Source organism: Paenibacillus sp. NPDC057934 (assembly GCF_042887565.1).
GTDB lineage: Bacteria > Bacillota > Bacilli > Paenibacillales > Paenibacillaceae > Paenibacillus_AQ.
In genome coordinates, this window is record NZ_JBHVPB010000003.1 from 472,241 (window position 1) to 486,064 (window position 13,824).

The 13,824-nt window shown below is 49.6% G+C and carries 8 protein-coding genes; 6 read left to right on the forward strand and 2 right to left on the reverse strand.

The annotated features are described in order from the left end of the window. Window positions 1–15 precede the first annotated feature (15 nt). Window positions 16–2,130, forward strand: coding sequence for an alpha-galactosidase (locus tag ACFVRY_RS09500; protein WP_387499532.1), 2,115 nt, complete (start codon window positions 16–18; stop codon window positions 2,128–2,130). A 750-nt stretch (window positions 2,131–2,880) separates the two neighbouring features. On the opposite strand, the gene ACFVRY_RS09505 is transcribed toward ACFVRY_RS09500, so the two are convergent. Continuing rightward, the gene (locus tag ACFVRY_RS09505; protein WP_387499534.1) at window positions 2,881–5,271 is read right to left on the reverse strand and encodes a glycosyl hydrolase family 95 catalytic domain-containing protein; all 2,391 of its coding nucleotides are present in this window, start codon (window positions 5,269–5,271) and stop codon (window positions 2,881–2,883) included. Between the two features lie 457 nt (window positions 5,272–5,728). Here ACFVRY_RS09505 and ACFVRY_RS09510 point away from each other — a divergent pair, with 457 nt between their 5' ends. Together ACFVRY_RS09510 and ACFVRY_RS09515 are read left to right on the forward strand one after the other, a co-directional pair. Continuing rightward, window positions 5,729–6,442: a DsbA family protein gene (locus ACFVRY_RS09510; protein ID WP_387499536.1), complete on the forward strand. Its 714-nt coding sequence runs from the start codon at window positions 5,729–5,731 to the stop codon at window positions 6,440–6,442. A gap of 142 nt (window positions 6,443–6,584) precedes the next feature. Beyond that, complete coding sequence (locus ACFVRY_RS09515) at window positions 6,585–7,442, forward strand: AraC family transcriptional regulator (RefSeq protein WP_387499537.1); 858 nt, start codon at window positions 6,585–6,587, stop codon at window positions 7,440–7,442. A gap of 409 nt (window positions 7,443–7,851) precedes the next feature. On the opposite strand, the gene ACFVRY_RS09520 is transcribed toward ACFVRY_RS09515, so the two are convergent. Beyond that, window positions 7,852–9,726: a beta-1,3-glucanase family protein gene (locus tag ACFVRY_RS09520; RefSeq protein ID WP_387499539.1), complete on the reverse strand. Its 1,875-nt coding sequence runs from the start codon at window positions 9,724–9,726 to the stop codon at window positions 7,852–7,854. A 402-nt stretch (window positions 9,727–10,128) separates the two neighbouring features. On the opposite strand from ACFVRY_RS09520, the gene ACFVRY_RS09525 reads away from it, so the two are divergent. From ACFVRY_RS09525 to ACFVRY_RS09535, 3 genes are all read left to right on the forward strand, one after another. Then, window positions 10,129–11,763: a type 2 periplasmic-binding domain-containing protein gene (locus ACFVRY_RS09525; RefSeq protein ID WP_387499541.1), complete on the forward strand. Its 1,635-nt coding sequence runs from the start codon at window positions 10,129–10,131 to the stop codon at window positions 11,761–11,763. A 70-nt stretch (window positions 11,764–11,833) separates the two neighbouring features. Further along, a complete protein-coding gene (locus tag ACFVRY_RS09530; protein WP_387499543.1) occupies window positions 11,834–12,790 on the forward strand; it encodes an ABC transporter permease in 957 nt (318 codons plus the stop codon). 10 nt (window positions 12,791–12,800) lie between these two features. Next, window positions 12,801–13,682: a carbohydrate ABC transporter permease gene (locus ACFVRY_RS09535; protein WP_387499545.1), complete on the forward strand. Its 882-nt coding sequence runs from the start codon at window positions 12,801–12,803 to the stop codon at window positions 13,680–13,682. The last annotated feature ends 142 nt before the right edge of the window (window positions 13,683–13,824 follow it).

Below are 13,824 nucleotides of genomic sequence, written 5' to 3' on the forward strand. Positions count from 1 at the left end.
ATGGAGTGTTTTACGTTGGCGATTCAGTATTTGGAACAGGAACGGATGTTTGAAATCCGGATGAAGCAATCCTCTTATATCTTGGGCATTAATGAAAAAAATAGTGTGCAGCATCTGTATTGGGGCGAGCCGGTAGAGGCCCGGGACTGTGCGGGCCTGCTAACTGCGCGCAGTCACAGCTCCTTCGACGCCGATTTGAACGGCGAGCAGGAGGAATACGGCGGCTGGGGAGGTGCCAGCTATACCGAGCCTTGCCTGAAAGTGAAATTCGGCGATGGAGTCCGTGACCTGAAGCTGCAATACACAGGACATGAAATTGTCAGCGACAATGAACTGGTGATCATCCTGACCGATGCCCATTACTCGCTGCGGGTGGAGGTCTGCTATAAAGCAGTTGTTCAACATGATCTGGTCGAAAGAGTAGTGAAGGTCACCAATGGTGAAGGCATGCCCTTGAGCATTAACCAGGTTATGGCGGCGGCGTGGTCGCTCCCGGTATTGCCTGCTTACCGTCTGACCCATGTCACAGGTCGCTGGTCTGGAGAATATCAGCTTCGCTCCCAGCCGCTGACCGAGGGCAAGAAGGTGCTGGAATCCAGAAGAGGATTCACGGGACCGCACGCCAACCCGTGGTTCGCGATTGATGGTGGTCAAGCGAATGAAACCCAAGGAAAGGTCTGGTTCGGGGCCTTGGGTTGGAGCGGAAACTGGAAGATTGTCGCAGAGAAGTCCAACTTCGGTCGACTGCGTATCGTCGGCGGAATCAATGATTTTGACAGTTCGTTCACACTAGCGCCGGGTGAGAGCTACACCTCGCCGGTCTTTACAGGCGGGTTCGCTGCGAACGGCTTCGGGCAAATGAGCCGCAATCTGCATCGCTACCAAAGCGAATGCATTCTTCCAGGCTCGCGGATTAGAAGAGTGCTCTATAACTCCTGGGAAGCGACGGAGTTCGCTGTAACTGCCGAAGGCCAAAAAGTGCTGGCCCGACAGGCAGCCCGGATGGGCACGGAGTTGTTCGTCGTGGATGACGGCTGGTTCGGCGGCCGGAACAGTGACCGGGCAGGTCTCGGGGATTGGACCGTGAACCCGGAGAAATTCCCGCTGGGTCTTCAGGAACTGATAGATGACGTAAAAGGACTGGGTATGGACTTCGGATTATGGGTAGAGCCGGAATCCGTCAACCCGGATAGCGACCTGTACCGGGAGCACCCGGATTGGGTCTATCAGTTCCCAAATCGTGAAGGGACATTGCTCCGTAATCAGCTACTGCTGAATTTAGGTAAACCTGAGGTCAAGGCTTTTGTACTTGATTTTATGACCGAACTGCTCAGTACCCACGACATTTCCTTCATTAAATGGGATATGAACCGGACGGTCACAGAGCCAGGGGTGCTGCCGCTGAAAGAGCATGAAGACCAGTCCGTGTGGATCAAGCATGTGGATCACCTGTATGAAATTTGGGCAGAGCTGAGACACCGCTTCCCGCAGGTGGAATTTGAGACCTGTGCCGGCGGCGGTGCACGGATCGATCACGGCATTTTGCGGTTCGCCGACCAAGCGTGGATCAGCGACAATACGGATGCCCGCGACCGCTTGAGCATACAGGAAGGTTTCACTTATGCCTACAGCTCATCCATTATGATGTGCTGGGTGACAGAATCGCCGCATGGCATGAACGGCAGAAATCTGCCATTGTCGTTCCGCTTCCACAGCGCCATGATGGGCGGCCTTGGCATCGGAGCGAATATCGGCAACTGGTCCGATGAAGAAATAGTCGAAGCGTCGCGGTATGTGCAGCTGTATAAAGACATTCGCCATGTCATCACGGAGGGAAGTCTGCACCGGCTGTCCTCGTTCCGGGAAGGCGATATTGCCGCCAGCCAGTACATCAGCCGTGACGGACAGGAGAGCGTGGTCTTCGCTTTCCAGCAAGCCCAGTATTTCGGTGCGGCGGAGAAAAGACTGAATCTGCAAGGGCTTGACCCGCAAGGCGTATATCTTGTACAAGATGAAGAGGGCGAAGCCGGTACGAAATGGCATGGCTCCAGCCTAATGAACCTTGGCCTTCCGTTGACCCTGCGGGGCGATTACGCCAGTCAGATGTTCCGCTTGACACGTCAGTCGTAAGCGGGCGGATATTTGCGTGAAATGTGAAAGAGAAGAAGCGTCCCCCGGTCTGTGATTGGGGAACGCTTCTTTGCGTTATGGAGTTTTGCTAGTTGTTGTTATGGAGTTTTGCTACTTGTTGTTATGGTGTTTTGCTAGTTGTTGTTATGACATTCTGCTACATGTTGTTATGAATAGCTGTGCTACAGCACGATGAGCCACACTATTCGCTGTCGGGGATAAGTGCTTGATGATTGATCTCTATAAGGGCTCATGTTGTTGTCTATATAAAACGCATTTGAAAACACGACGTAATTTCGAAAATGACTTCGACGTCTCAATAACGGGTTTCTTGTATCTCTAAGGTACAAAATGAACCCTTGGTTCACAAGGATTTCACTCATTTAGGTGACAACTGCACTGAAAAGCTCAGCTTCACTCGATAGGGCATTGGAATAACGGGAATAACTCCTGTTATTTTGATTAAATTCTCTTCTTTTCTAAGAATAACTGGAAAATATCCCGTTAATCACCTCAGACTAGACTATATTACGGATAAAAGAGGTTTTTAACGGGAGAAATTCCCTTTATTTATGACAAATAAGCTGGAAGTAAACAATTAACGGTATATTTTCCTGTTATTAATGTCCTCTTAAGCTCGAACTTGGCCTCAGGTGAATAGTCCGGTGAAGTGTGGACCAAGAATTTCGGCCGCGCAACCGAGACGTTAGATTATTAAGTTCACACTATATAGCTATCACAATTCTCTTCTTAATGTGGGTACTTCACTATGGTGATTACTTCACCTGGCGCGGTCATGATCCGGCCCACTTCACCCAACAATGCAAGCTGTTCCCCTGACGAGAGTGTACATAGCGCACCATCTTCCCAAGGGATGTAGAAGGAGAGCGGAGCACCAGCTTCGCTGATGATCTCGATCCACTCTGGTTCTCCGTCAGTGAATGCCGCGCTGACCAGGAAGCCTCCCACAGCGCGCAGGGTATGGAACTCTGCGTGCTGTTCATCCGGCCAATTGGGGAAGAAGCGCAGGTGCCCGTTGTAGCTTTGCAGCAGGCATTCATTAATAACCGCAGGTAGGGAGAAATTCTCGAACCATATCCCCATTCGGGACATGAAATCGAAATTCTCTGTGTCTGCATAACGGCCGCCACTCATTAGAACACGGTCTGTACAGGTCCCATTAGGCAGTAGGCAATATTGGATTTGCCGCTTGAATCGCTCCAGATCCAATACACCAAGGCGGGCACCGGCAAGATGGTAGAATACTAGCTCATTGCCACCCTCATTGCGGTGATTCAGATAGGAATTCACTGCTGTTTGGTAGTCTTCTTCGGAGGAATGCAGGCCATGGTCTTCTCCTGGAAAGACGGTTGTGAGCGGAACCGGCACGTTATAGACGACTTCAGGATTCTCGCCTTCCACCGATACGAAGACACGTCCATTCCGGGATTCAGCTGTAGGGTAGGACGGGAAACGGTTTAGAATTTCTTCCACCTCATCCAGCAACTCCGCCTCCTCTTGTTCTGCTCCAAGCACGGCAGAGGCTTGAATGAATGCATGGAAAATAAACCGAGTCAATGTCAGGTCGATGAGGCAGTCGCTGTTTTTGGCAAAACCGGGTGTGATCTCGTATAGCTCCGGCACAACTGTCGGGAAGATATGATAATCCTCGTCTCCCCATTGTTCTCCCCGAGCTTCCGGGCGTTTCATATAATCTACCATGAACAGAACAGCTTCCTTAATCGGCTGGAAAGCCCGATCACGCAGGAAGACAGCATCCATGGAGTAAAGATAGTGCCACCATAGACTTTGCACAGTCCACGGGGTTTCGCAGATTTCCCAGCCCCAGTGAGGTACAGGGTAAGGCATCATCGTCATTTCTACAGGATAAGCCGAGTGCGGGAAATAGGCACCGCGAAGGCCGTAGTAATCTCGCGCCCAGGTTTGGCTGACGGGCAATACATGATCCACCATATCCACATAAGGCAGGTGTTTGTCGAGATGATTACTGGAGAAAGCCAGCCAGAAGGGCTGCTGCGTATTGTAGTTCATATGATAGTCGCCATGCCAGTCCGCGCCGATCGTCCGATAGCTCCAGTTGGCGAATAGTCCAGGACAAGTAACCCCTTCCTTCACGGAGCAGTTGAAGAAATACAGATTCCGGTACCAGATATGCTCCAGGAATTCATCCTCCAGTGCGACGGAGGAACGATTCCAGTATTCTCGCCATAGCGTTGCTGTTACTTCTTTGGCAGCATCAAAGCCATCAAGCTCTGGCGTTGCCGCGATCGCTGTCGCCTGGACTTCGCTGCTAAGACCTTCCCACAGCTCGACGCAGGCGAGGAAGCCTTGCTGCGCTTCAGGATTATTCTGAGAAATGCCAGCCGCTCTCACCGCCAGTCGAAACGCCTTGTCGTTCGCTTGTCCGATATAAGGGACAGGTGGTTGTTCTACACGCGGCATTACCTGCGTGAAGTGTTGTACTCCCGTTACGGTATCGGTTACGACTTCTGCTTGTGGGAATTCAGGCGGTGTCTCTGGGTCAGGAATCAGCTTGACCTCCGTGAAGAGCGGAATTGCCATACCACTAGCGGCATCCGTTACCGTTATCCAGACACGGTCATGGTCTCCTTCTACGAACAACTCGAGCACGGCGGGCTTGCCTTGTATCAAAAAATCAATCGTACAACGCCCATCGGCAATATGCACAGTATGGCCCAGCACCTCTGCATCCCGCCGATCATACCGAAGCAGCAGCGAACCGCAAGGCATCGGCTTGGGATAGGCTTTGCGGTAATTATCGCCGGCCATTTCACAATACTCTTTATACCAAGGATTATCGGTAACTTGCGCCAGATCAGCCGGAAGGGCAGCGAACCGGTCAAAGACCTCTTGAAAGGTCATAATCTCGTCTTTATGCTCCTCCGCAATCCGGATATCCCACACATTGTTATGTCCAAAATGCAGCATCACCGCATCCGGCCGGGTCGTAACGACCACACCCATTCCTCCGTTGCCTAGCAAAGCACCTTCAAAAAAATCGGTTGCCGGTCCGTTGAACTTAATATCATGCAGGCTGGCCCGTTCATGACCCATGTGCTTATTCATTAACTTGCCAGCTTGCTTATCATTCTTATGCATTCTGTGTTCCTCCCCGTCATTACATGCTATTTACAGTTCCTAATGTATCTGAATGGTGGATTTCTGTATTTAGCGGGAGGTCCAATAGTTGCACGATTGTCGGATGAATTGATAGAGCAGGAGAAGTGTACCCACGATTCTGAAATGTACCTTTCGGGCAAAGAGGGAACACGGTAAGATCGAATAATAGAAAGCGCTAACATTATAAGGCGCAATTGTTCAGTCGGCAGGGGAGGGTTAGTTTATTTCATAAAGCACAGCAGTTGGTTCCGGAACGCGAACTGTGAACATGAGGTAGAGCGATTTAAAAAAAGAACATCTTGCTGCTTATCCTATCGTACTTTTGTATCGTATAGGTATCCGTAACTTTTGTATCGTACTAGACCCAGCCTGCTATCCCAGTACACAGCGCCAGCTTGGGCAGATAATCTATCAACCGTGAAGGAATGAATAACAGATGGCCAAAAATTCAAAGACAAAATCGGGATTTCCTTATGTTTTTACTGTGATTGCAATCAGCGTGCTTATTCTTGCCGGGGCGCTAATCTTTCTGAAAGGCTCGGGGACAGCCTCCGATCTGAAGGGGCTACCTAACTATACGGAAATCAAAGGGGATTATGACGCGAAAGGCCTGAAATATGAGAAGCAGCCCCATCTGGGCAGCCCGGACGCCAAGGTCAAAGTCATCGAGTTTGCGGACTTTAAGTGCCCAGCGTGTAAGAACTGGAAGCAGGCTTATTTTGAACGTTTTCAACAAGAGTTTATCGAAACCGGTAAGGTGGAGCTTTTCTTCATAAACTATGCATTTATTGATCGTGACTCCATTATGGCCGCCAGTGCAGGGGAAGCTATAGCCGCACAGAACAACGAGAAATTTTGGGAGTTCATGAGCAAACTCTATGACCACCAGGGCGATGAGACCCAGATTTGGGCGACTCCCAAGTTCTTGAAGGATTTCGTAAAGGAGAATATCAGTGGTATCGATTATGACCGGTTTGCCAAGGACCTGGATGATCATACGTATATGCTTCCGGTAAAAGAAGACTTCAAAACAGGAGCGAACTACGGTGTGAACGGAACTCCGCAGTTCATGGTAGATGGCAAGCTGTTGCCTAGCTCCTCCTATGCAGAACTGGCTGCAGCTATCGAATCACAACTTGCCGCCCAGTAAAAATCGCCTGGATCGACGCTGAGGAGGATATCCTGCAGAAGCGCCCGATTTGAACAAGTTGTAGTAAATTGTTTACAATGGTGTTGTTTGGTCACGCTTACCTTGATCATACAATTAGATGGAATATTGGAGGGACACCCGTATGAATTTTACTTCCTTGCATCCCTATGTATATCTTGCGACTAGATATCCTTTTTCCAAAGGGCAATCCAGTTCTCCGCGAATATGCTATACCAGTTCCATTTACTTGATCAGCGAGGGGTATGGCGTGCTATGTACGAATGGAGAGCGTACCCGGCTTGGTCCGGGTGCGCTTGTTTATCTTCCAGCGGGGCAGCCACATGAATGGCTAGCTGATCCGCAGGAACCTATGGTCCACCTATGCTGCTATTTCGATTGGTCCTATGTCGAGCGAGCGGCGTTTTTTGATACGGCTTGTCCAGTCTGTTACCCGCCCGAGCAGTTGTTGGAGGAACTTGTGGGTCCGCGATTCCCTTATTCGCTTCCGGGAATCGTTACGGTGGAATCCGTACGCGTTTGGCAGGAGCTCTTCCAGAACTTTTATAAAACCGCTAGCTTTACCAATGAGCAGACCTTCATGCGCAGCCTGACGATTCAGCGGAATTTCCAGACCTTCATCGACTACTTCCTGAATAGCTTGCTGAAGGACCAGCAGATTCCAGACCGAAGGATCAGTCAACTGCTGGAGGTAATGGAGCAGGATCTGCTCCACGATGCTCCCAAGCCGCTGGAGGTCTATTACACCAGTCTTAACATGAGCCGTGGTCATTTTTTTGAGCTGTTCCGCAAATCTACCGGTTGCTCGCCCATTCAATATATGAATCTCTTTCGAATCGGCCGAGCGAAGGAAGACCTGCTCCACACCACACTCAGCATCACAGAAATCGCCGAAAAATATCATTTTAGCTCTGTGCATTATTTTTCTCGGCTGTTTCACCAACTGACAGGTCAGGCTCCTCGGGAGTTCCGCCAGAAATAGATACGGGCATATACATCATCACCCCTGCGGGCTCATTGGATGTTTTCAATGGGGCGTGGAGATCCCAAGTTTGATCAGATATTGAGTGAATTCTTCTTAAAGATGAAATAGACAAAAGGTTAACTTTGATTGGCTTTGTGCCTTTCAAGTTTTTTTGGTGAGGTTACCCAGTGCCGAATAAATCATTGAATTAATCTCATCCTTAATTTAACATAACAGGCGATATATCAAGTTGGAAATGCTAGCTTAATATACTCTTGTTAAGAAGCACTAGCCATCAAAAAAGTAGATTAGTTCAAATACCATTAATCTTAGTTAGACAAAAAAATCCAATGCAAAACACCCCCTCAGCCCTCCCTGGAATTCCTTCCAGAGAGCGGCTCGAGGGGGTGTTTGCTTGTTGCTTTCCTTACCAGGCCACAGTTACAACCATAGCCTTGGGACTAGTGGTGTGCAGCGATGGGCTGAAGTCGCGGACGTCATCGTAGCAGAAGCCGTAGGCCAGGCGATCAATGCTGTGATCGTGCCAGAATTTGACGTAGTCGTTGGACGGTGCGGTTTGGAAGAAATAGCTCTCATTACCCCAGTTCGCTGGATTGACGTTGAGGAGCAAGCCGCGGTTGATCGCTGCGCAGAGCTGGGCTTGAATGGCCAGTTCGACGTCGGTGATGGATGTCGGCTGCCCGGCGCTTCGTCTGTCGAAGGCGCCTTTGCCTTCCAGCGCATCCGCTGTGGTTGGTTTATCAACATAGTATTGGTAAGGTGTGAAGCCACTGCCGTTATGATTATCCTTTTTGAACACGAACCTATCGGTTCCCGGCATGATATGGCCGCTGTAGGTTACCAGATTGCCACCGCCCACAGGTACAGCGAAGACAAGCTCCTGACTGCGGTAGGTGTTCCAGATGTTATTGATGTAGTTGTCAAAAAAGTGCGTGTTGTCTTCGCCGTTCACCGGATGTCCGAACGAGCCTTTACCCGGGGCCAGAATCCGGTACTGTGAATCAGCCAGGGAACGGAATTTGGGTCCTACTTCGTTCTTGAAAGCCGCGTAGATGGCTGCGCGGGATTCGGTCTCGCCGACCGTACGGTTGTAGCCGTCGTGGCCGATCAGCTGCATTTTTAACGGGAATCCGAACTGATCTACTCTTGTGGTATTTCCGTGGAAGCCTTCAGGTCCCAGGTTGAATTCAACGAAGTCAAAATAGATATTCTGGTTCGCATCGGTAGGAGAATTGATATCCGGTCCCTGATAGCCCAGGCCGACGATATTTCCGGCGCCATCAAGTGCATCAACGGTACGGATCAATACCGGTTCGCCATAGCTCACATACAGCCGTGCGGATTCGATATCCGGGATGGATACCCAGTTTACATCGCTTAGCTTGTGGAAGTAGTTGGTGTAGTAATCGTTTGTATGATTGCCGTCATGGTTGTCTTTATAGTAGGTGTTGTCTGTACGCTTCATCTCAACTAGCTGTCCGTTCGCATTCACATGAACGAATTTGCCGGTTTGATAGGATTTGCCGACGATTTGCCAGTAAACCTGGCTGTCGGGGTATTGGCCTTTACTGTCATTTTTGATTTGCACGGTCAACCGATTGCTGCCAACAGGCACTTCCGGGCTGCCGCCGGAATTGGAGCTAATCGTATAGGCTGCTACGGCAGCAGGGGAATCGTTGTAGCCATTTTTCACAGCAATCGCCTTGAGCGTCTGACTTTGTGGCACTTGAATTGTCCCTGTGTACAGCGCGGAGGAACGAGTTGGTGTGCTACCGTCCGTAGTGTAATAGATGGTAGCATCCGCTGGAGTAGCAGTGATCGCTACATTTTGTGCGGTAGCATATGTGCCTGCACCAGGGTTAAAGGTAGGCGACGTTAAGGTAGATATCGGAGTTTCTCCACCTCCACCTTGACCAAAGGTATAGGACACTTGCTGCGTATCTGTCGCTCCCCCGGTCACTTCATTGAAGTAGGTGAAGAAATATTTAATCACATCATTGGCTGTCAGTGGGGCAGGGATGGTGTGTTCATATTGGCCGGTTGCGGCATTTTTGAGTACAGCGACATTCTGCTCGGGGCCAGTCTGACCACCACTGGTGACAGTGTAGTGCACATCCAGGAATCTTAAAGTCAAGCCTGTTTGGAACCAGATCTTACCTGTGGAGCCAGACTCGCTCACACCTGCCGTGTAGTCACCCGCTGCCAAGACATTCTTTGCATGGAGCAGAGGAAGCGCTACGAGCGTCAGTACCAGCCAAACTTTAAATAATTTTTTAAACATACGTTGCCTCCATTTCTTATTTGGGCCTTATCATGCATTTCCCATCAGTGAACCACGTCCCCTTGCTGGCCAATCCCGAGAGTAAAACTTATTAGCCGAAAAGGAACGAAACAGAGTTTCGTAAATCCTTGATAGTAGTGTTCTCGAAGCTATTATATAACGAAAAAAGCGCTTCCGAAACATTATTTTACATTTATAACCGAAATTTTTGCGGGAATCAACGAAAAGTTGATTGGTTCATTTCCGATTTTGCCCATTCTATTTCATTTATGATCCATCGCCTGGCGCAAATTGCCAATGGTATCTCTGTTTTTGCCCATATTATCCCCCTGCTGCTTCAGGTAACCTGTGGAAGAGATGCATCTCACCACTACCATAACCTAAAATAGCGGAGGTCATGTAATGAAAAAATGGTTATCTTCTGTGCTGGTCCTCATGATGCTGGGGACGTCGCTGGCCGCGTGTTCTTCTAAAGAAGAGACGACAACGAACAGCAAGAATACAGGGTCAACGAATGACACGGAAACAAGCAGTGAAGCAGTGACCTATCCCATCAAGACAGACAAGAAGCTCACTTATTGGGGAGAAATCAACGGCAACCTGATCGGGGTTGCAGCGACGCATGAGGATGTTCCTTTTTTTAGAGATTGGCAAAAGCAAACCGGAGTACCGCTTAAGTTTACCGCCCCGCCGACCGGACAGGTGAAGGAAGCACTGAATGTGATGCTGGCTTCCGGTGATTTGCCGGATATGATTGAATACAACTTTTTGGGCGACTTTCCAGGGGGGCCTGAGAAAGCGATAAATGACGGATACATTCTGAAGCTGAACGATCTGATCGACAAACACGCACCAAATCTGAAGAAATATCTCCAGGACAATCCTGATGTGGACAAAATGGTGAAGACCGACAGCGGCAGTTATTATGCCTTCCCATTTGTTCGGGGGGACGATTTCCTGCGGGTGTTCCAGGGACCTATTATCCGCCAGGACTGGCTGGATGAACTGGGTCTACCCGTACCAGAAACCATCGAAGACTGGACGAAGACACTGACAGCGTTCAAGGAGAAGAAAGGCGCCAAGGCACCTTTTGCAGTCGTAAGCAAACCGCGTTTCTTCAATGAATCCGGTAACGGTGCTTTCCTGGGCGCCTTCGGCGTGACACGCGGCTTCTATCAGGAGGATGGCAAGATTAAGTTTGGTCCTTCTGAAAGCGGATTCAAAGAATATCTGAAGCTGTTCCGTCAGTGGTATGCCGATGGTCTGATTGACAAGAACATTGCAACCGCGGACTCGAAATCACTGGATAGCAATATGGCCTCGGGATCGACAGGCGCATCCGTAGGTAACGCGGGCGGAGGGATTGGCAAATGGCAGCCGCTGGTGGAAGGCAATGATCCGAAAGCCGTGCTGGTGGCAGCGCCTTATCCGGTTTTGAATAAAGGAGAAACACCGAAGTTCGGTCAAAAGCATCAGGCGTACGCTTCTGAAGGAACGGTCGCTATCTCGACCTCTGCCAAGGACCCAGTCCTGGCTGTGGAAATGCTGGATTACGGCTATAGCGAGGAAGGCCGGCTGTTCTTTAACTTTGGGACGGAAGGCGTCAGCTATAACATGGAAGACGGTTATCCGAAATATACCGATCTGCTGATGAAGAACCCTGACAAGCTGGCTCCGGCACAGGCCATTTCGATGTATGCCCGCGGCAGCTATAACGGCCCTTTCATTCAAGACAAACGGTATGCCGAGCAATTTTTTGCCCTGCAAACTCAGCGTGATGCAGTAGGCATCTGGAAGAACACCGACGCAGCCAAATACAGCTTGCCGCCGATCACACCGACACCGGAGGAAAGCTCCGAATACGCAACCATTATGAACGATATCAACACGCTGGTGGATGAGATGACGCTGAAGATTATTTTGGGTCAGGAGCCAGTTGATAAGTACGAAAGCTATGTGGACAAAATGAATTCGCTTCACCTGGACCGCGCTATTGCTATTCAGCAGGCCGCTCTGGATCGTTATAAGGCACGTTAAGATCATCAGGATAAGAAGGAGGGGGCGCGCCTGCCCTCTCTCTCAAATTGGATAGAGGTGAGACAACCATATGGCAAAAACACAACCCGCAGTGGGCAAGCAAACGCTGGGATCAGCTAGAAGCACCAATCGTTTTATCCGCGACTTCCGGATCAACAAGTATCTCTATCTCATGATGATCCCTGTAGTCGCGTATTATCTGATCTTTCACTATGCCCCGATGTACGGGGCGCTCATCGCCTTCAAGGAATACTCCCCTATGAAGGGGATTCTGGGCAGCGACTGGGTCGGACTAAAGCATTTTCAAGATTTCTTCAACAGCTATTATTTCTGGCGGATATTGAAAAATACAATCGTCATCAGCCTGTATTCCCTGATCTTTGAGTTTCCCGCACCCATCATCCTGGCGCTTCTGATCAATGAGGTGCGCAGCAAATCCTTCAAGCGGGTAGCCCAGACGATTACCTATATGCCTTATTTTATTTCACTCGTGGTCATTTGCGGGATTATTACCGACTTCACGAATGCAGACGGTATTATCAACAGCTTGTTCACTTATTTCGGCTATGATGGTCAAGCCATGCTGCAAAAGCCGGAGCTGTTCCGCCCCATCTACATCCTGTCAGAGATCTGGCAGCGAATCGGCTGGGAGTCGATTATTTATATCGCCGCGCTGATGAGCATTGATGTGGAGCAATACGAAGCGGCCCGTATGGATGGTGCCAGCCGGTTCAAGCAGATGTTTTACATCACATTGCCGGGGATTCTGCCGACCATCTCCATTATGCTCATTCTGCGAATGGGCAACCTGCTCAATGTCGGCTTCGAGAAAATCATTCTACTCTACAACCCAATCACGTACGAGACAGCCGATGTTATATCGTCCTTTGTCTACCGGAAGGGTCTGCTTGAATTCGGCTGGAGCTACAGCTCTGCCGTAGGTTTGTTTAATTCAGTAATCAACTTGGCGCTGCTGGTTACCGCGAATTATGTGAGCCGCAAAGTGAACAAAAACAGCTTGTGGTGAGGTGAAACCCATGAAGGAAGAAAGCTCTATTTTCGATAAACTGTTTTATGCCGGCATCTATGTGTTTCTGACTTTTCTTGTTGTGGTCACATTGTACCCGCTGTTGTATGTGCTGTTCGCCTCCTTTAGCGACTCCGGTCAGCTGATGGTACATAAGGGAATTCTGTGGCGGCCGCTCGGTATTAACTTTGATGCTTATAAAAGCGTGCTGGCCAACTCCGGCATCCTGACCGGGTACCGCAATACGATGTTCATCGTGGTAGCCGGCCTTGCCGTTAACCTCGTCATGACAGCGTTGGGCGCCTATGTGCTGTCTCGCAAGAATGTGCTGTGGAATAATGCCTTCATGGTGCTGATTATTTTTACGATGTTTTTTAATGGTGGACTGATTCCATTGTATCTTGTCGTCAAAGGGGTAGGGCTGCTGGATTCGCTGTGGTCGACCATCATTCCTTTTGCGATCAGCACGTTCAATCTGATCATTATGCGCACGGCCTTTATGGGCATCCCCGACAGCCTGGAGGAATCGGCCAAAATCGACGGGGCGAACCATTTCACCATCCTGTTCCGCATTATCATTCCACTCTCCATGCCGGTTATCGCCGTGATGATTCTGTATTATGCCGTAGATAAATGGAATGGCTGGTTCTATGCCTCCGTATTTATCAAGAGCCGAGAGCTGTATCCGCTGCAGCTGGTGCTTCGCGAGATTCTGATCGCCAACTCCACGGACAGCATGTCCGCCGGGGCCAGCGCCGGAGACCGTCAGCAGATCGGCGAAACGATCAAATACGCGACGATTATGGTAGCTACGATTCCGATTCTATGTGTATATCCGTTCGTACAGCGTTTTTTCGTTAAGGGCGTTATGGTAGGTTCGCTGAAAGGGTAAGAGATAGCGGGGAGTTGTCGATAGTAACGTGTTAATGAACAGTAAATAGCTGGTTAATTGCCCAGAGATAATGAGCATTAAACAAGTATATAAGATGAATAAAAGAAAGTAACAGAAAGCGAGAAGAAGCGAAGGGAGAAGT